The following is an 18,609-nucleotide window of genomic DNA, read 5'->3' as shown; positions in this document are numbered from 1 at the left end:
ATAAAAACCGTTTTTTATACAAAAGCTGCCCCGTCCTTTGTATACTGGTGTAAAGGGGATGATATACATGACAAAGCCGGTTACGCTCAGTGTTTACGGCGCTGAAACGCTTTGCGCAAGCTGCGTGAATATGCCGAGCGCCAAAGATACGTTTGAGTGGCTGGAGGCGGCGCTGAAACGGAAATACCCGGAGCAGCCTTTTAACATGCGGTATATTGATATTGACGCACCGCCTCAGCAAAAGGAGACAGAAGAGCTTGCGGAGCGCATCAGAAACGATGAATTTTTCTATCCGCTCGTGCTGGTGGAGGATGTCATTGTGGGGGAAGGGAATCCGCATTTAAAAGATATATATGAAGAAATGGAAAAGCGCGGCTATGTGGCGGGCTCTTAAAAATGGCCGCTGATCGCAATCAGCGGCTTTTTTCTTATCAGCCGTTATGATGCTTGTACATCCATAAAAGGCCTGATTTTAATAAACGGGGCACACGCCCAATGAGCGGACGGTCGTTGACAAGACCGAAGCCCGCTTTTTTTCCGAGTGAACCGAGAACGCCTTTCAGCTTAAATTGCGGCATTGTTTCCGGCAGCTCTTCATTGTTCCAGCGTTTCAGGAGGATCTGCACAATTTGTTCCGCTTGTGCTTCAGCCAGCTGGGCGCTCGGCGCATGCGGCAGGCTCGCGCAATCACCCACGACGTAAACATGCTCATCGCCCGGAAGATTGTGGTGCGGTGTTAAAACGATGCGGCCCTGCGGATCTTTTTCAGCGTCCATTTCTCTGACGGCTTTATTCGGCTGAATTCCCGCCGTCCACACGATGGCATCGGCCGGTATTCCTTCATCATGATTATAAACGATCCCGTCTTCCACTTTTGTAATATTCGCATTATTGATAATGGCGACGCCGTGTTCTTCAAACCATTTCTGAACGTACTTGCTGAGTCTTTTCGGAAAGCTTGATAAAATCAAGTCGCCCCGGTCAAATAACATAATCTTCAGATCGTCACGGCTCTCTCTTAATTCACTGGCAAGCTCCACGCCGCTTAATCCCGCTCCGACGATAGCGACAGATGCATTGGCGCCGAGGTTGTTCAGCTTTTGATAGGCTTCGCGTGACTGATCAATGGTCTGAATGCTGTAAGTATGTTCCGGCGCGCCGGGCACGTTATGATACTTATCCTCGCAGCCCAGTCCGATCACCGCGTCATCGTAAGAAATCGGTTCGCGGTCATGAAACAGAACCTGTTTGTTTTTCGTGTCGACGGAAGCCACCTCACCGTATTGAACATCCAGATTCGGATGCTCAGGAAAAGACACCCTGATATGATGATCAGAAATCGTGCCGGCGGCGAGCGCATAATATTCTGTTTTTAAGCAGTGATACGGGTTTCTGTCAATCAGCGTGATGGATATATCTGACGGAAGCTGGTTCGGCAGTAAGCGGTGCAGCACCCGCATGTTTCCGTAACCCCCGCCGATCAAGACCAATTTTTTCATAATGATTCCCCTTTTGCCCGAAAAATATGGTAGTCAATGTTGTTACAAAATAACGAACTATGTAAAATAACATCTAGAATTATAACGAATTTGATCTAAAACCACAATAATAGTTTTAAAATAACCTACAAATTGACCAGAAAACACGTAATAGTAAAACCTTTAACCTGAATTAATATGTTACGATAACATTGAGCGTGAAACCGGATCTTTGACGAATAGAGGAAATTCCGTTAGGATAAGGTACATATGTGAGGTGAAACCGCATGAATCCGATGATTGAATTCTGTGTCAGCAATTTAGCGCGCGGTTCCCAGGAAGCACTTGAGATCTTAGAGAAGGATCCGAACTTGGACGTGCTTGAATATGGCTGTTTAAGCTATTGCGGGAAATGCATGGAGTCCCTGTTCGCCCTGGTTAACGGCGAAGTGGTCACGGGGGGCACGCCTGCTGAATTGGTTGACAACATATATACATTCATAGAAGAAAATCCGATGTTTTAATCAGAGGCTCCGAACGGGGTCTCTTTTTTATTGCGCCCCGGGTTTTGGCAAAATAAAAAATTTGTAGACAGCAAAAATAAATATTGTTATCTTAATAAAGACTTTTTTTAAATAAAATTTTAGAGGTGGATTCATTGAATATCGTTTGGGGGCTGCTCGGGGCAGTTGCTATATTAGCCATTGCTTTTTTGTTATCAGAGAAGAAAAGCAAAATTAACCTGCGAACCGTCATTGTCGGTTTATGTTTACAAATGGCCTTCGGATTCATCGTATTAAAGTGGGACGCCGGACGGGCCGTATTTTTATGGTTCTCAAGCCGTGTGCAGCTTCTCATTGATTATGCGAACGAAGGCATCAGCTTTATTTTTGGCCCGCTGTTAAAAGTGGGCAGCAGCCCGGCTTTTGCGCTGAGCGTTCTGCCGGTCATTATCTTTTTCTCAGCGCTGATTGCCGTTTTGTATCACTTGAAAATCATGCAGCTCATCTTTCGCGTCATCGGAGGCGGACTGTCAAAGCTTCTTGGGACAAGCAGAACGGAATCGCTTGCGGCGGCTGCGAATATTTTTGTCGGACAGTCTGAATCACCGCTTGCCATTAAACCGCTGATTGCGGGATTGACCCGTTCCGAGCTGTTTACGATTATGACGAGCGGCCTTTCGGCTGTAGCGGGTTCGACGCTTTTCGGTTACGCCCTGTTAGGCATTCCGATTGAATACCTGCTGGCGGCCAGCTTTATGGCGGCTCCCGCCGGTCTCGTGTTCGGAAAAATGTTAATACCTGAAACGGAAAAAACGCAGACGATAAAAGGCGATTTTAATATGGACGAAGAAGGCGAAGGCGCCGCTAACGTGATTGATGCAGCGGCAAAAGGCGCGTCCACTGGCCTTCAGATTGCTCTAAATGTCGGTGCCATGCTGCTTGCGTTTGTCGCGCTCATCGCCGTAGTGAACGGAATTCTCGGCGGAATCGGCGGCTGGTTCGGTTTCAAACATATTACATTAGAATCCATTCTCGGTTACGTGTTTTCACCGATCGCATTTGTAATCGGCGTTCCTTGGCATGAAGCGCTCGGAGCGGGAAGCTATATCGGACAGAAACTTGTGCTGAATGAGTTTGTCGCTTATTCAAACTTCGGTCCGCACATTGCGGACTTTTCTAAAAAAACGTCTACGATTATCAGCTTTGCGCTGTGCGGATTTGCCAATTTCTCTTCGATTGCGATTATGCTCGGCACACTGGGCGGATTGGCCCCAAGCCGCCGTTCGGACATTGCGCGCCTCGGATTAAGAGCGGTTATTGCGGGAACACTCGCAAACCTTCTCAGCGCGGCGATTGCCGGCATGTTTATGTAGTAAACGATAAAAGCTCCCTGCTTATGCAGGGAGCTTTTATGTATGAAAAACGGGGGATATTTGTATTGTGTCCGAGCAGAAGAGCTTTTATACTAAGTAAAAGAAAAAAAGTTGGAGGCCGATATGAATTCATTCCGTTTTACCAAGATGCATGGTCTTGGAAACAGTTATATATATGTAAATCAATTTGAAGAACAGCTGCCGGAAGAACGGCTGGCTGAGATTGCCGTTAAAGTGTCCAGCATTCACACGGGCATCGGCTCTGACGGAATGATCCTCATCTGTCCGTCTGAAAAAGCGCCCGTCAAAATGCGGATTTTTAATAATGACGGCTCAGAAGGGAAAAATTGCGGCAACGGCCTTCGCTGTGTGGCAAAGTACGCATACGAACATAAGCTGACAGAAGAAACGTCCTTTTTCATTGAGACGCTTTCAGGTCTTGTGAAAGCAGACATTACGGAAGACAACGGGATTGTGCGTGAAGTCGCCGTCGATATGGGCGAACCGCGCCTCACCAAAAAAGAGCTGCCGATGCTCGGCAATGAAGATGAACGGACGATCGATGAAACCTTTGTTTTTGGAGAAACGGAGCTTTCCGGAACAGCCGTATCAATGGGAAACCCCCATATTGTTTTTCCGGTTGCGGATATCAATCAAGCGCCTCTTACAACGCTCGGTCCCGTCATTGAAAAAGACCCGAGATTTCCGGAAGGCGTCAATGTCGAATTTGTGGAAACCGTCAGCGCCGATGAACTTCATTTCCGCGTATGGGAACGCGGCTCCGGCATTACACAGGCTTGCGGAACAGGCGCCTGTGCGGCGGCTGTCGCATCCGTATTGAACGGTGTTTCCGAACGAAACCGGGATATCACCGTTCATTTAGCGGGAGGCGACCTTGTGATTAATTGGCAGGACAACGGGCACGTGCTGATGACGGGACCCGCCGAAACCGTATGCAGCGGCGTCTTTTATTTGTAAACAGCTCGTTTGAGAAATACTCTCCTCAAGGTTTATAATAGATATCAGCATTGTTTTTAAAAAAGGAGGTCTACCTATGAGTGTTCCAGTAACCATCACTGAAGCAGCGGCTTTGCATATAAAAGATATGATGAAAGAGCATGAAGAAGAAAACGCGTTCCTTCGTGTGGGCGTAAAAGGCGGCGGCTGCAGCGGCCTGTCTTACGGGATGGGATTTGAGCATGAAAAAGGCGAAAAAGACAGCATGTTTGAACAGCACGGAATCACCGTCTTGGTCGACAGCGAAAGCCTCGATATCATGACCGGCACGATCATTGACTTCAAACAGTCCATGATGGGCGGCGGTTTCACCATTGACAACCCGAACGCCATCGCTTCCTGCGGCTGCGGTTCATCTTTCCGCACGGCCAAAAACGCCGGTACGCCGGAAGAGTGCTAAGGGTCAACCCGCCATTCTTAGGATGAAAAAATAAGACGTCTTTCTTTTCGATGGCGCTTGCACCATTGTTAAGAAAGGCGTTTATCTGTTTAATAAAAATAAAACCCGCTCAACAGAAGCGGGTTTTGCTTTTTTAAAGATGTTATTCAATTGTATGTTTCATTGCATTGTACATATTTGCCGTATGTTCATCGGCTTTATCCCGTGACATGCGCAGCCGTTCCGCTGAAGAACCATATCCGATTTCTAGTTTGCCCTCTTTCAGTCCTTTAAAAATCCCATCAGCGAATTCATCCAGCGGTTCTCCTTGAGTATGCAGCCCTGCTCCGCCTAAATCTGTATTCACCGCCGGAGGCGCAACTTCAATCACTTCTACAGATGAATCAGAAAGCTGATGTCTCAGACTCATTGTAAATGAATGAAGCGCTGCTTTCGTTGCTGAATAGATCGGTGCAATAGCAAGCGGTGTAAAAGCCAATCCCGAAGAGACGTTAATGACAGCCGCATCTTTTTTTTCGGCAAAAAACGGAGCGAACAGCATAGACAGGTGGAAGGGAGCTTCAATGTTCGTTGTGATTTCTTTATTGAAATAGTCCCAATTGTCCTTCGCATCCGCTTTCAGCACGTGAAAACGTTGTTGAATCCCCGCGTTGTTTACTAACACATTCACTTCCGGATAATTTTCTTTCACCCAATCAAACAGTGATATACGTTCAGATGGAATGCTCAAATCACTGACATATGTAATAAGATCCGGGAATGTTTCCTTTGCTTTTTGAAGAGCGTGCTCACGCCGTCCGGTCACAATGACTTTATTTCCCGCTTTTAAAAACCGTTCTGCGAAAGCCAATCCTATTCCGGCATTTCCGCCTGTAATCAGTATTGTATTTCCCGTCAGTTTCATATTAACTCCTCTTTTCCGATTGTTTTTACATTTCTTTGTCAACATTTCAGCTTTGATCCAATCAATATATTCATCCCGCAAATAGGCATGAAATAAGACAGCAGTGATTCTGTAAAATTGATTTTTAGATCATCGGGAAACCCGCCAAAACTATTCTTTCCTTGTCACAATATGATGATACGGCTTAAAGCACGGTTTAAGTCAACAAAAGAATCTTGTGATTCCGTTTCGGTTACTCACATCAGACATAGGTCACGAAAGGAAAGGTGACCTGTAAAGTCTTGGAATTTTCTTGATGCGATAAAGCGTACCGTATCACATGGGTGAGAGGCAATTAAAAAACGTTTCTGATCAAAACAAAAGGACGGCGATGCATATGCAGGAAGGAAACAGCGTTGATATCAGGCCGCTCAGCCTGAATGATGCAGAGCAGGAACTGGTTTTGCAGACGGAAAACCGCATGTTCTTTGAACGGTTTGCCATGTCGAGACAAGAGGATTTTTTATACGCTGGAAGGCCGGAAAAAACGAATTGAACAATCACTGAAGAATGCGGAAAATGACACAGAATACAGCTTCGGCATTTTTCTTCAGGATCAGACCCTGATTGGCACGATCAGCCTTTTTCAGGTGGTTCGGGGTTCCCTCCAAAGCGCTTTTATCGGTTATTTTTTAGATGGCAAACATAACGGGAAAGGCTATGCGACGAAGGCTGTTAAGCTGGCAGTCGATTATGCATTCAATGAGCTGAAACTGCATCGGATAGAAGCCGGAGTCATGCCGCACAATAAGGCGTCAATCCGGGTGCTCGAAAAAGCTGGCTTTCATAAAGAAGGCATTGCGAGAAAAAATGTAAAAATAAATGGAAAATGGGAAGATCATCAGGTGCTGGCGATCATACATCCGGAGGATACATGACGATATCCTCCTTTTTTATATCCTGCGTCTCTTTCGACAGGTTCTTCCTAAAACTTCAAATCAATTGTCTAAATCATACTATTTGCAAATTCAAAAAAAAATAAAGGGTATATAGAACTGAAAACTCTGAAAGATGTGCTCGTTGTCAACACGTCCTAAAGTCATATTTTTCGAAAGGATATTGATTTTTTGATAGGATTAAACTAAATTGTAAAAGTATAGAATAGTTAATTTATTTTGTAAGAAAAGGATGATAATATGATAGGTCAATTGAGTAATAAAAAAATATTTTTAAGTTCTTTTTTCATCATTTTGATCTGTTCATTACTCTTCCAATTCAGTATTTCAGATAAAGTTCTGCAGTCGTATTATTCTTCCGTCGGAGAAAGTACCTACGATATCGGGGAGAAAAGTGTTCGTACGATTGTCATGTTTCTGCAAGGATTTATGATCTTCACAACTTTTGTGGAAATTCTGATAGGCGGATTTCTGTTATTTGTTACCGCTTTTATTCTCGGCACAAAGAAACCGAAAAAAAATTATTTGCTTCTATATACGCTGACTTCTTTAATCTCGGCATTTAAAATGTTGATTCTTTCAGTTGTTAACTACTTAACGGCTGATTCCTCGCTTATATATTCTGCCGGCGGCACCAGCTTGAGTCTGCAGCTGCTGGACCCATTTCTGCTCATATCAATCGCGGCTCTTTATGCTGCCGCAGGAAAACTGACCGATCTCAGTAAAGGCAAGAGAATCATTTTGACTGGATGTTTTGTTTTACTAAAACTCTTTACTATTTTCTTAAACTATTTTATGGCGGATAAAATTTAGCTCGGGAGAGAGTCAATTAAGCTGAATTTTATTATAAATTAAAAAAACAGAGTAGGGAGATGTTATGATGAACTTAGTAAAATCTAATAAAAAGTCTTTCATTTTGTTTGGCGCGGCTCTTGCTGCAGCAACATTGGTTTATGCACTATTATTAACGGGAACTGAATTAAACGTGGCGGCGGCTCATGCATTCTCAGCCAATGCTGAATTAGCTTCTACTCTCGGCATCTCTACAGCAGCAGCTAAAAAAGCAATTGATATTATTGATGCGGCATCAACAATTGCTTCTATCATTTCTCTTATCGGTATCGTTACAGGCGCAGGCGCGATTTCTTATGCAATCGTTGCAACAGCAAAAACAATGATTAAGAAATACGGCAAAAAATACGCAGCTGCTTGGTAAAATCGATCAATAAATAATTGCTCTTTTTGTACAAGCTGCAAAAAGAGCCTCTCTCCCAAATACATATGTAAGGATTGAAAGTATGATAGTCAAACAAATTGCGGCTCTTATCAAATATAATACCCTGTCATCGTTTCGAAAAAGAAAGGAAGATTGGGGCATTCCTCAACTCAACAGCAAACTGCTGTCTGCCATTATTATTTCTCTGTTATGTTTATATCTCGTTTTCCTGGGATGCGGTGTTGTATTCGGGACAAAACTGATTCAGCTGCCCCTCAGCGCATGGGGGCAATTTGTTTTAATCGCCGTTTCACTTGAGCAGCTTTTTTGGGCTGCCGGCTTCTTTAAAGAACATCACAATGCCTTTCTGCTGGATACGCGCAAGGTTATTCATCAATTAAAAAAGGTGCGTTTTTTACAGCTGTTTTCTGTTTTTGCCGGCCAGGCGATCAAAAAAACCATTTTCGTATGGTATCTTTTTGTTTTTCCGGTCTTTTTGTTTTTATCAAGCGCAGGCATGACCGGGTCTGCGGCGATCATCGTATTTTTCTTGGGCTTCGTTTATTTTCTTCTCAATTTATTTTTATCTATGCTGTTTTCTTATGTTGTTTATCTTCTTACAAATATGTGGAGCAAATTGTTTTACTTGAAAATCATGAAAGGCATTTTATTCAGCGTCAGCCTGCTGGTTCCGCTTGCAGTCGGATATGCCGTTTATCTTCTCGTGTTTGGGGAGTATACCGCAAAGGATATTTCTAGCTTTACGGAGTCACCGGCTTTCCGGAACATCCTCATGAATACGCCGTATGTATGGTTAGCATTCCGCTCACATTCCGTGCTCGTTTTCGCTGCGGTGTTTGCGGCCGCCGTCCTTTTAACGGCGGGAATGTTTAAACTGTGGTCGGCCACCCTGAAGAAAATGGACCTTATTCCTTATATGTTTTTGACAAACGCAGATTTTGCGCCAAAGCTGAAATTATATAGAAATAACAAAATATTTCATGCCGTTTTTCAAAAGGACCTCCTGTTCTTATCGAGAATTGACGGGTTTTTTATCAGGAATTTCGGCAGTATGCTGTATTTGTTCATGCTGTTTTTAGGTTTTTGTATTCCGCTTTTATCGCATCACTTTATCGGGTATTCGGCAGCCGCCATCGTGTCTGCGGCGGTTATCATTGCGAACTTTTCGTATCAGCTCGTCGGAGATGCGCTCAAAACAGTATTATCAGTTGACGGGGAAATAAAAAATCAGCATTTGTTTCACCGGAATATCAAACATGCGTGGCAGCTGGTGTTTCCGAAAGTATGTATTTATAATCTCGCCGCTCTTATCTATTCGTTCATCATCACCATTTTGATTACGGTGTTTTTTCCGTCTTCCGCGGCGCTGACGATCTACTTGTTTATTGTGTTTTTATGTTCGGGTTTTTTATACAGTCTTGTCCAGATTTCAAGCACCGCCCTGTATCCTAAGAAAAACTGGGAGCATATGTACGAAATTGGAGAAGCGGGGAAAGCAAAGACGTATAACAACTTTTACGGATCTTTCATTTTCATTGTGTCGCTTCAAATCGCTGCGATCACATCGTATTTTATCTATAAAAAGCCGGAACTTGAAACGATGCTTATTCATTCTGCATCAGGTATTTTTGTCCTGTTCACACTATTAAACTATGGAGTCATGTTTCTGTTTCTTCGCAGAATCAATATGGCGGAAAGGTTTGCGAACAATGATTAAATTAGTGAATATACAAAAAAACTATAGTGAAAAACAGGTGTTGAAAGATATTTCGTTTGAGGTGAAAAAAGGCTCAATCTATGCTTTGCTGGGGACTAATGGAGTCGGGAAAACAACGACTTTGAAAATCATTTCGGGCCTGCTTAAACCGACTTCAGGCCGCGTCATGATTGACGGCAAGGAACTGGATTCAGAAGAGGGGGGGCAACTATCGGCTGATATCGGTTTTGTGCCCGACCATGCTTTTTTATATGATTATTTAACGGGAGTAGAATACTTGCGTTTTACAGCGGAGATGTTTCAAGTGCCGTCTCAGCGGACAAATGATTATATAAAGAATATGTTAGAGACGCTGAAGCTTGCTCAAGACGGAAATCAGCTGATTAAAACATATTCACACGGAATGAAACAAAAATTATCAATTGCGGCCGCGCTCATTCATCAGCCAAAGATATTAATTCTTGACGAGCCGCTGACGGGCATTGATTTAATCAGCGGTAAAACGATACGGACGTTATTAAAGGAGTACGTCAAGCAGGGAAATACGGTCCTGTTATCGACTCACCTGCTGGAGCTGGCACATTCGCTGTGCGATACGATCGGTATTATACATGAGGGCGTTTTTGCGGCGGAGTATCAGTCATCCGAGCATTCATTAGAAGAGATTGAAGAATTGGCTGAGAGTATCTATACATGATGAACCGCCTGTTGTCGGCAATCAGGACGTCTGTCATTCCGTTAACCGCGTCATTGCTGTTTTTTTCAGGCGGTGTGATCGCTGCGTTTTTTTCCGATCACTTTGTTTCATCAGCGTCTTACAACGGCTCGTCAGGCGCGGTTGAACTGCTGAAAAATAATGCAATCGCTTGTCTGTTTTTAGCCGCGGGTTTTTTTACCTTTGGGTTGACCTCAATCTTTTATTTATTCACCAACGGGTTTATTTTAAGCGGCTCTATTATAGAAAATCTACATAGCGGGGTTCCTTTTTATCAGATTTTTTTACTGCTAATTCCTCATGGTATATTTGAAGTTCCCGCGTTATTATTAAGTGGCGCCATTGGTTTTAAGGGCGTTGAATTGGTCATCAGGCTGTGTTTTTCTAAGGAAAAAAAGATAATGGCTTCAATATTCAGGCATATTGGAATATTGGTGCTCATAATTATTTGTCTGCTGATCGCCGCTGCCATTATTGAAGCTTACATCACACCAATTTTTAAGTAAAAGGGGCAGAAATCATATGAGAAGTAAATTATCATTAATCGGTGTGCCGATTGTTATGATTATCGGTTATATCATTTCTTTATCTTTTGAGTGGCTGTTTCCTGTTCTTACTTTTGGGGTGGCAGGACTATATCTCTTTATATTTGCTCCGGTGCAAAATAAATTCATTCGTTACATCTTTTTGTTTATTTTTGTGATTAATCTGTTAGCCAGTGCGGCTCTTTATTTCGGTATTTAATAAAAAAATGACATTCATATTGAATGTCATTTTTTTTATCTTCGAGCGGCTATGCTGTGTGTTAAAATCTGTCGCCGTTGAAAATAGAGTTTTTTACGATCACGTAGTCGACATTGCGGATGGCTTCGAGTGTATTGCCGCCGGCGTAAGAGATGGAAGATTGCAGATCCTGCTCCATTTCAATCAGCGTGTCCTGTAAAGACCCTTTATGTTCGACATGCATTTTTTTGCCTTCGACGTTTTTCTTTTCGCCTTTTTGAAATTCAGAAGCGGAGCCGAAATATTCTTTGTACAGCTTTCCATCGATTTCGATCGTTTGTCCCGGTGATTCTTCGTGGCCGGCGAATAATGATCCGATCATGACCATGGATGCGCCGAATCGGATGGATTTCGCGATATCGCCGTGTGTGCGGATGCCGCCGTCAGCAATGATCGGTTTGCTCGCCGCTTTTGCGCACCAGCGAAGCGCGGCTAATTGCCACCCGCCGGTTCCGAAGCCGGTTTTAATTTTGGTGATGCAGACTTTCCCGGGGCCGATTCCCACTTTTGTCGCGTCGGCGCCCGCGCGTTCCAGCTCCCTTACGGCTTCAGGCGTCCCGACATTCCCTGCGATGACAAAGCTTTCCGGGACATGTTCTTTAATAAATTGAATCATGCTGATCACGGCATTGGAATGGCCGTGCGCGATATCAATGGTAATATAATCCGGCACAAGCTCCTGTGCTTTCAGCTCCCGGATGAATTCATAATCATTTTCCTTCACGCCGACACTGATGGAAGAAATCAGTCCGCGCACTTTCATATCCTGGACAAAAGCCAGGCGTTTTTCCGGTTCGAAGCGGTGCATGATATAAAAATACCCGTTTTCCGCGAGCCAGGCCGCGATGTTTTCATCTATTATCGTCTGCATGTTGGCCGGCACGACCGGAAGTTTAAACGTGTGTCCGCCCAATGTAACTGATGTATCACATTCAGATCGGCTGTCCACAATGCATTTTGCAGGAATCAGCTGAATATCTTCGTAATCAAATACATTTTCCATATATAACACCCCTAAAAGCGAATAATAGAATTAAATAAAATTAAAATGTTCGTCTTTTTATAATGTACTTTGTTTTGTCAGGAATGTCAAATGATTTCATGCTGCCTCATATGCGGTCAGCTTGTCATCCATTTGCAGTTTGGTTATCATAGTAGTATTGGGTGTTGTAAGACATTTGTTACGATAGATAGATTTGCAGAAGAAGGGAGGGCCGGTGTGGAACAAAAACAGCCCGGGCACAGCCCGAAAGCCCAGAAAATTCAGGACCGGATTATTTTAGGCACGATTTGGGTCGTGTCGGCGCTTGTCATTGCGCTCGTTGTCGGAACCGTCATGAATTATATTTGGATGTTTAAATAAAAAAGAGTCTGTGCCGGTATGACACAGACTCTTTTTTATATTATTTTTCAAACATGCTTGTAGAATGCAGAGGCTGGACGCGCGCTTTCGGGTCCATGTAAGCCTTCGCGTTGTTCACGGCTGTCGGAGCTTCGCCGAAACCGCTGGCGATCAGCTTGACCTTGCCTTCATATGTGCAGATATCTCCGGCGGCAAAGAAGCCTTCGATATTCGTTTCCATTGTGCTTTTGACGACGATGGAATTTTTCTCGATTTCAAGGCCCCAGTTTTTAATCGGGCCGAGAGAAGAAACAAAGCCGTAGTTTACGATCAGGTCATCAATTTCAATGATTTCTTTACGGTCGCCTTTCACTTCTTCGAGAACGAGCTGTTCGATCCGGTCTTCACCGACAAGTTCAGCGGGAACAAACGGTGTCAGCACGTTGACTTTAGAATTATGCAGGTTTTCGACACTGTGCTCATGCGCGCGGAATTTATCACGGCGGTGGATGATGCTGACTTCTTTGGCGATCGGCTCAAGCATGAGCGCCCAGTCAACCGCGGAATCGCCGCCGCCCAGAACGGCAACGCGTCTGCCTGCGAATTGATTGAGGTCGTCAATGAAGTAGTGCAGGTTTTTGCCTTCATATTGTTCCGCTGATTCCAGCTCAAGCTTTCTCGGCTTAAATGCGCCGTTTCCCGCTGTAATAATAACCGTTTTTGAATAATGCGTTTCTGAATTCGTGACAAGCTTAAACACACCGTCCGCCTGTTTTTCAACAGATTCAACGGCCTGCTCTAAGCAGATAGTCTGATCGAACTTTGCCATTTGCTCTTTTAAGTTGTTCACAAGTTCTTGGGCGCGGATTTTCGGGAATCCGGCTACATCATAAATATATTTTTCAGGGTACAGCGCGCTGAGCTGGCCGCCAAGCTGAGGCAGGCTCTCGATGATTTTGACGCTCGCCTGTCTCATTCCCCCGTAAAAAGCGGTAAACAGGCCGACCGGGCCGCCGCCGATGACCGTAATATCATAAACCTTTGAATCCTCTTGCATACCAAATTGCCTCCTAATTGAAAATTGTTATTAATTATAACATACAATTTAAAAGGATGACGAGTGCCGAAAACCGCCCGGCCGCTTCATTCTTGAAAAAAATTGCGGCCGCCGCTAATATGGGGAAAAATTCCAATCTGTTTTTTCCTGAATGTTTTCTGATTCTTCCGGATAGTATGGTGATATGCAGACATGTGCGGTTTTCTAAAAAATTTTATATTTCATTTCATAAAATCCCGCCAATAAGCTGAAGCTAATACAAATGTTGATTTGAGTATGCGTCTAACAGCAAAAAAAAGAAGGTGGATGTGATGGCATTGAATAAACCCAAAATCGTGGTTTTAGGTGCAGGTTATGGTGGATTAATGACAGTAACAAGGCTTCCGAAGCATATCGGGGCAAATGACGCTGACATTACTTTGGTCAATAAACACAATTATCATTATGAAACGACATGGATGCATGAAGCGAGCGCAGGAACGCTGCATCATGACCGCTGCAGATATCAAATAAAAGATGTAATCAATGAATCACGGGTCAAATTTGTGCAGGATACCGTAAAAGCGATAGATGTGCAAAATAAAAAGGTGACGCTTTCACAAGGGGACATCCCTTATGATTATCTTGTCATCGGGCTTGGCGCAGTCCCTGAAACATTCGGGATTAAAGGCTTAAAAGAATTCGCTTTTCCGATCGCGAATATTAATGCGTCGCGCCAGCTGAAAGACCATATTGAGCTCCAATTTGCGACATACAATACGGAGGCTGAAAAACGCCCTGACCGCTTAACCATCGTTGTCGGCGGAGCGGGCTTTACGGGAATTGAATTTCTCGGTGAACTTGCGAACCGCAAGCCGGAGTTATGCAGATATTATGATATAGATGAAAGTCTCGTCCGGATCGTCTGTGTCGAGGCCGCCCCGACGGTTTTGCCGGGATTTGATCCGGAGCTTGTCGATTACGCCGTTCAATACCTTGAGAGCAAAGGCGTTGAATTTAAAATCGGCACCGCGGTTCAAGAATGCCGCGCAGACGGTGTCACAGTCGGCAAGAAAGATGAAGAACCGGAAGAAATCAAATCGCAGACCGTTGTCTGGGCCGCGGGCGTGCGCGGACATCCGATCGTGGAGGAAGCGGGTTTTGAAAATATACGCGGCCGTGTCAAGGTCAACCCTGATCTTCGGGCGCCGGGACATGATGACGTTTTTATTCTCGGCGACAGCTCGCTCTTTATCAATGAAGAGACGGAACGGCCGTACCCGCCGACTGCTCAGATCGCGATGCAGCAAGGAGAAACGGTCGCCAAAAATCTGGGCGGTTTGATTAAAGGAGGCCAGCTTGAAGAGTTCAAGCCTGACATTAAAGGAACCGTCGCCTCCCTCGGTGAGCATAACGCCGTCGGAGTCGTATACGGCAGGAAGCTCAAAGGCACGCCGGCGTCCTTTATGAAAAAGGTCATTGACAACCGCTCGCTCTTTATGATTGGCGGGCTGGGCCTGACGCTGAAAAAAGGGAAGTTTAAATTCTTCTGAAAACCCGCAGCCGCGGGTTTTCTCTTCTTTTAAAAAAGAGCGCTATCAAAAGAATGTAAAAGAAAAAAATAAATGTTTCCGCTTACATGAGTTGATTTGTCACATATTCTGACTTGGTGCTTGACAAGTAAATATGGTATATTATCAGAAAATTAAGAAAAAGGGTGATCCGCATGAAAACGACAGCAAAAAGCACGGCGGCGTGTCCGTTCTGCTCAGGTAAAGGGTATTTTCAATTGCTTCTTGGCGGCTCCGAAACATGTCCCTCCTGCCAGGGAAGCGGCAAAGAGAGACGCTGATTTTTCCAGTCGTTGACTTTTTTACCGCCCCCGAGGTACACTGAAAGTGCTGTAGGGGGTGGATGTTTGTGATTAGTTTGCCGGTTGTCCTGATCTCAATCGTACTATTTTTTGTACTGTTTTTCGGCATAGGCTTTCTGTTGAACATGCTGCTTAGAATGTCGTGGATTATGGCTGTTGTCTATCCGATTGTATGCCTTTTCATTATCAGCAATAAAAAGATGATCAGTTACGTGCAGGCGCCGGGGGAATCCTTTCAAAGCCTGTTTCAGCGCATCATGTCATTAGCGGTTGCGGATGTCGTGATTTTGGCGGGCGGACTGGCGGGAGCCATCATGTCAGGCATTGCCATAAAGGCGCTCAGAAAAAGAGGATATCAAATGTTTTAAGCCGCTTTCTTATTCGAGAAAGCTTTTTTTGTGTCGCGGCGCTTTTTGTATAGCACCTCACCGAGTTGGGAACAATGACTCGGAGGAGAGTGATTTCAGATTGACGATAATCAGACGCGTATTCATGATCGTGCTCTTTTTGGGCGCATGCCATGCGACATACTTTTCCATAACCGGTGTTGAAGCAAAGGATCTGACAAATTGGATGACGGAACATCGCGGCGCCGTTTTGAAAAACATCGGCACTCCGTTTCAATCCTTACAGAATCAGCCGGAAAAGAAGGCATCAGGCAGGGTAAAACCGCTGGAAGAAGCTTTTGACTGGGAACGCTATCCGTCACAAAAGGTGACGGCCACCGGTTATACCGCCGGAGCGGAATCTACCGGAAAATCTCCCGGGCATCCGCAGTACGGAATTACATATTCAGGCGTGAAGGTCAAACGAGATTTATATTCAACTGTTGCGGCCGATCCGTCTGTTTTCCCGATCGGGACGATTCTGTTTATACCGAATTACGGTTACGGGGTTGTCGCCGATACCGGCTCGAAAATTAAAGGCAGCCGCCTTGACCTCTACTTTGACACCGTCAAGGACGTCTATAACAATTGGGGCAAAAAAACACTTGAGGTCTACATGATTAAAAAAGGGAACGGCACAGTGACCGAGGACGAACTTGTAAAGCTGAACGAAACAAAGTCGATGCAAGTGTTCAGAAATCAATACAAAATGGTAAAAGAATAAAAACGCTTCAGCATCCGCTGAAGCGTTTTTTACATAAAGAAATAATCTAAAATCAATGTCAGCACAATACCGGTGACGCCGCCGAAGAACACTTCAATCGGCTGATGGCCGAGCAGTTCTTTCAGTTTCTTCTGTTTTTCTTTCTCTTCCGCTTTCTGAAAGTCCTTCGCTTCGCTGACAAACCGATTAAAGTCGATGACCAGTTTATTAATGACCGTCGCCTGTTCACCCGCATGCCGCCTGACACCTGTAGCGTCGAACATCGTAATGACGGCGAAAATCGCGGCGATTGCAAACAGGGGCGAGTCCAGTCCCTGTTCCAAAGCGACTCCGGTTGACAGCGCGGTGACGGCGGCGGAATGGGAGCTCGGCATGCCGCCGGTGCTCGTCACAAGAGACCAGTCAAGTTTTTTGGATACGATAAATTGAATAGGCACTTTTACAACTTGGGCAAAAATAATGGCGGCAAAACTCGCCAGTAAAGGAAAATTCATAAGTACATCCATATGCAACATCCTTTCTGTATCTGCTGATTCCGATCGCATCGAAAAACTGCAGAAAACGCCCTTAGTTTGGTAAAATAAAATCAATGAAAAATGTTTTTTCATTATACCACTTTACATAACAAATACCCACATAAGGAGTGTGTACTCATGTTTTATGCATCTGATCAACTGCGGCATCCCGAAACACTGGTCATCGGTCTTTTTCAAAAAAGCACGCTGAACGGATTTACGAAGGAATTGGATGATAAATTGGACGGTCATCTGACCCAGCTGTTAAAGGATGGTGATGTGTCCGCCAAACGCAATCGTGTATCAAAAGTATACCCTCCGGCTGCGACCGGTATGAAACGTATTTATTTTATCGGCCTGGGAAGAGAAGCGGATTATTCGTTTGAAGATACGAAAGAATGCTTTGCACGAGTATTTCAGCAGATTCATCAAGATAAAAAACAGGAAGTATCCGTGTTGCTCGATACATTCGTCTCCGGTGAAGTGCCTGCCGCCGATGCCGCTCATGCGCTTTCAGAAAGCTGTCTGCTTGCGGTTTACGAAGTGCAGGATTATAAACATAAATCGAATGAGCCGGATCAGGAACTGAAATCAGTCTGCGCCGTGACCGAAGAAGACCTGAGGGAAGTGCAGGCCGGCCTGAACGTCGGAGCGGCATACGGCCAAGGGACGAATTCAGCCCGCACGCTTGTGAATATGCCGGGTAATATGCTGACGGCCACTGATTTGGCGTCATATGCCGCTGAGCTTGCGGCAAAATACGATTTCGAGTGTGAAATTTTAGAAAAAGATGAAATGGAAGAGCTCGGCATGGGAGGGCTGCTTGCTGTTAACAAGGGCTCATCCGAACCGCCGAAAATGATCGTTCTGAAGTACCAGGGCAAAGATCAGTGGGAAGAAGTCATCGGCCTGGTCGGTAAAGGAATTACCTTTGATACGGGCGGATATTCAATTAAGCCGAAAACCGGCATTGTCGGCATGAAAAGCGATATGGGAGGGGCCGCCTCGGTATTAGGGGCAATGGAGATTATCGGCGAACTGCGGCCTGAACAAAACGTGCTCGCTGTCATACCGTCTACGGACAACATGATTTCGTCCGATGCGATGAAGCCGGATGATGTCATCGTTTCGCTCAGCGGAAAAACCATTGAGATCCTGAACACCGATGCGGAAGGGCGTCTCGTGCTTGCCGACGGCATCACATACGCCAAGCAGCACGGAGCCTCTGTCCTCGTAGACGTCGCAACGTTAACGGGCGGTGTCATTGTCGCCTTAGGGAACGAAATGACGGGCGCTATGACCAATCACGCCGCGTTTTATGAACAGGTGGCGGAATCGGCGAAAGAATCCGGCGAGCCGATCTGGCAGCTTCCGATTACAGAAAAGGATAAAAAACGGGTGAGAAACAGTCAGATGGCTGATTTGAACAATTCTCCGGGAAGAGAAGGCCACGCGATTATGGCGGGGGCATTCATTGGTGAATTCGCGGAAAACACGCCGTGGGTTCATCTCGATATTGCGGGAACCGCGACGGCGAATAAAGCGGCATGCTTCGGTCCTGCCGGCGCAACAGGCGTCATGGCAAGGACGTTGGCTGTTTTGACTGAGCGGTTTACGCCCGAAAGATAACAGCATCCCGCTGCCTTGATGCAGCGGGTTTTTTGATTTCCA

22 protein-coding genes and 1 pseudogene are annotated in these 18,609 nt (G+C 45.1%); 18 read left to right on the top strand and 5 right to left on the bottom strand.

Annotated elements, in window-relative coordinates; translation table 11 throughout:
• The first annotated feature begins 67 nt into the window (after window positions 1-67).
• Window positions 68-394 carry a YuzD family protein gene (locus tag NYE50_RS17150; RefSeq protein ID WP_017419453.1) on the top strand — a complete coding sequence of 109 codons (327 nt, stop codon included), beginning with the start codon at window positions 68-70 and terminating at the stop codon, window positions 392-394.
• 37 nt (window positions 395-431) lie between these two features.
• On the opposite strand, the gene NYE50_RS17145 is transcribed toward NYE50_RS17150, so the two are convergent.
• Window positions 432-1,499, bottom strand: a complete 1,068-nt coding sequence (locus NYE50_RS17145; RefSeq protein ID WP_101287756.1) for an NAD(P)/FAD-dependent oxidoreductase — start codon at window positions 1,497-1,499, stop codon at window positions 432-434.
• Window positions 1,500-1,765: 266 nt separating this feature from the next.
• Between NYE50_RS17145 and NYE50_RS17140 the strand changes: the two genes are divergently transcribed.
• From NYE50_RS17140 to NYE50_RS17125, 4 genes are all read left to right on the top strand, one after another.
• Window positions 1,766-2,002 carry a YuzB family protein gene (locus NYE50_RS17140; protein ID WP_007408721.1) on the top strand — a complete coding sequence of 79 codons (237 nt, stop codon included), beginning with the start codon at window positions 1,766-1,768 and terminating at the stop codon, window positions 2,000-2,002.
• Window positions 2,003-2,136: 134 nt separating this feature from the next.
• Entirely contained in the window at window positions 2,137-3,354 is a 1,218-nt protein-coding gene (locus NYE50_RS17135) for a NupC/NupG family nucleoside CNT transporter (protein WP_159354541.1), read from the top strand.
• A 123-nt stretch (window positions 3,355-3,477) separates the two neighbouring features.
• Entirely contained in the window at window positions 3,478-4,332 is an 855-nt protein-coding gene (dapF, locus tag NYE50_RS17130) for a diaminopimelate epimerase (RefSeq protein ID WP_014418790.1), read from the top strand.
• Window positions 4,333-4,408: 76 nt separating this feature from the next.
• Window positions 4,409-4,771 (top strand): HesB/IscA family protein, encoded by a 363-nt coding sequence (locus NYE50_RS17125; RefSeq protein ID WP_003151967.1) that lies wholly within the window; start codon window positions 4,409-4,411, stop codon window positions 4,769-4,771.
• A gap of 142 nt (window positions 4,772-4,913) precedes the next feature.
• Here NYE50_RS17125 and NYE50_RS17120 read toward each other — a convergent pair whose 3' ends face one another.
• Window positions 4,914-5,675 (bottom strand): SDR family oxidoreductase, encoded by a 762-nt coding sequence (locus tag NYE50_RS17120; protein ID WP_017419451.1) that lies wholly within the window; start codon window positions 5,673-5,675, stop codon window positions 4,914-4,916.
• A 376-nt stretch (window positions 5,676-6,051) separates the two neighbouring features.
• Here NYE50_RS17120 and NYE50_RS17115 point away from each other — a divergent pair.
• The 7 genes and pseudogenes from NYE50_RS17115 (at window position 6,052) to NYE50_RS17085 (ending at window position 11,023) form a co-directional block, all read left to right on the top strand.
• Window positions 6,052-6,592 (top strand): annotated as a pseudogene (locus tag NYE50_RS17115) (GNAT family N-acetyltransferase).
• A 258-nt stretch (window positions 6,593-6,850) separates the two neighbouring features.
• Entirely contained in the window at window positions 6,851-7,423 is a 573-nt protein-coding gene (locus tag NYE50_RS17110) for a hypothetical protein (protein ID WP_115941011.1), read from the top strand.
• A gap of 67 nt (window positions 7,424-7,490) precedes the next feature.
• The gene (locus NYE50_RS17105; protein WP_003151973.1) at window positions 7,491-7,826 is read left to right on the top strand and encodes an uberolysin/carnocyclin family circular bacteriocin; all 336 of its coding nucleotides are present in this window, start codon (window positions 7,491-7,493) and stop codon (window positions 7,824-7,826) included.
• 82 nt (window positions 7,827-7,908) lie between these two features.
• Window positions 7,909-9,564: a hypothetical protein gene (locus tag NYE50_RS17100; protein WP_159354539.1), complete on the top strand. Its 1,656-nt coding sequence runs from the start codon at window positions 7,909-7,911 to the stop codon at window positions 9,562-9,564.
• Entirely contained in the window at window positions 9,557-10,261 is a 705-nt protein-coding gene (locus NYE50_RS17095; RefSeq protein ID WP_017419446.1) for an ABC transporter ATP-binding protein, read from the top strand. Before NYE50_RS17100 ends, NYE50_RS17095 begins: the two co-directional genes overlap by 8 nt.
• Window positions 10,258-10,785 (top strand): stage II sporulation protein M, encoded by a 528-nt coding sequence (locus NYE50_RS17090; protein WP_159354538.1) that lies wholly within the window; start codon window positions 10,258-10,260, stop codon window positions 10,783-10,785. Before NYE50_RS17095 ends, NYE50_RS17090 begins: the two co-directional genes overlap by 4 nt.
• 16 nt (window positions 10,786-10,801) lie before the next feature.
• The gene (locus NYE50_RS17085) at window positions 10,802-11,023 is read left to right on the top strand and encodes a DUF5970 family protein (protein ID WP_003151978.1); all 222 of its coding nucleotides are present in this window, start codon (window positions 10,802-10,804) and stop codon (window positions 11,021-11,023) included.
• Between the two features lie 61 nt (window positions 11,024-11,084).
• Here the strand turns inward: NYE50_RS17085 and guaC are convergent, their stop codons facing one another.
• The gene (guaC, locus tag NYE50_RS17080) at window positions 11,085-12,065 is read right to left on the bottom strand and encodes a GMP reductase (protein WP_151296125.1); all 981 of its coding nucleotides are present in this window, start codon (window positions 12,063-12,065) and stop codon (window positions 11,085-11,087) included.
• Window positions 12,066-12,281: 216 nt separating this feature from the next.
• Between guaC and NYE50_RS17075 the strand changes: the two genes are divergently transcribed.
• Window positions 12,282-12,425, top strand: coding sequence for a hypothetical protein (locus NYE50_RS17075; protein ID WP_003151982.1), 144 nt, complete (start codon window positions 12,282-12,284; stop codon window positions 12,423-12,425).
• A 40-nt stretch (window positions 12,426-12,465) separates the two neighbouring features.
• Here the strand turns inward: NYE50_RS17075 and yumC are convergent, their stop codons facing one another.
• On the bottom strand, window positions 12,466-13,461 hold the full coding sequence (yumC, locus tag NYE50_RS17070; protein WP_007613496.1) for a ferredoxin--NADP reductase 2: 996 nt from the start codon (window positions 13,459-13,461) through the stop codon (window positions 12,466-12,468).
• A gap of 311 nt (window positions 13,462-13,772) precedes the next feature.
• Here yumC and NYE50_RS17065 point away from each other — a divergent pair, with 311 nt between their 5' ends.
• The 4 genes from NYE50_RS17065 to NYE50_RS17050 all read left to right on the top strand — a co-directional run bounded on the left by NYE50_RS17065 (window position 13,773) and on the right by NYE50_RS17050 (window position 16,423).
• Window positions 13,773-14,993, top strand: a complete 1,221-nt coding sequence (locus NYE50_RS17065; protein ID WP_172869831.1) for an NAD(P)/FAD-dependent oxidoreductase — start codon at window positions 13,773-13,775, stop codon at window positions 14,991-14,993.
• A gap of 173 nt (window positions 14,994-15,166) precedes the next feature.
• Window positions 15,167-15,292, top strand: a complete 126-nt coding sequence (locus NYE50_RS17060; RefSeq protein WP_007408708.1) for a YuiA family protein — start codon at window positions 15,167-15,169, stop codon at window positions 15,290-15,292.
• Window positions 15,293-15,360: 68 nt separating this feature from the next.
• A complete protein-coding gene (locus tag NYE50_RS17055) occupies window positions 15,361-15,681 on the top strand; it encodes a YuiB family protein (RefSeq protein WP_003151989.1) in 321 nt (106 codons plus the stop codon).
• A 100-nt stretch (window positions 15,682-15,781) separates the two neighbouring features.
• Complete coding sequence (locus NYE50_RS17050) at window positions 15,782-16,423, top strand: 3D domain-containing protein (protein WP_302051907.1); 642 nt, start codon at window positions 15,782-15,784, stop codon at window positions 16,421-16,423.
• Between the two features lie 29 nt (window positions 16,424-16,452).
• On the opposite strand, the gene NYE50_RS17045 is transcribed toward NYE50_RS17050, so the two are convergent.
• Window positions 16,453-16,929 carry a divergent PAP2 family protein gene (locus tag NYE50_RS17045; protein ID WP_012118335.1) on the bottom strand — a complete coding sequence of 159 codons (477 nt, stop codon included), beginning with the start codon at window positions 16,927-16,929 and terminating at the stop codon, window positions 16,453-16,455.
• A gap of 147 nt (window positions 16,930-17,076) precedes the next feature.
• Between NYE50_RS17045 and NYE50_RS17040 the strand changes: the two genes are divergently transcribed.
• Window positions 17,077-18,567: a leucyl aminopeptidase gene (locus NYE50_RS17040; protein ID WP_172869833.1), complete on the top strand. Its 1,491-nt coding sequence runs from the start codon at window positions 17,077-17,079 to the stop codon at window positions 18,565-18,567.
• Window positions 18,568-18,609 lie beyond the last annotated feature (42 nt).

Source organism: Bacillus sp. EU55, assembly GCF_038005925.1.
Taxonomy (GTDB): domain Bacteria; phylum Bacillota; class Bacilli; order Bacillales; family Bacillaceae; genus Bacillus; species Bacillus velezensis.
This window is presented reverse-complemented; position numbering and strand designations above follow the sequence as displayed.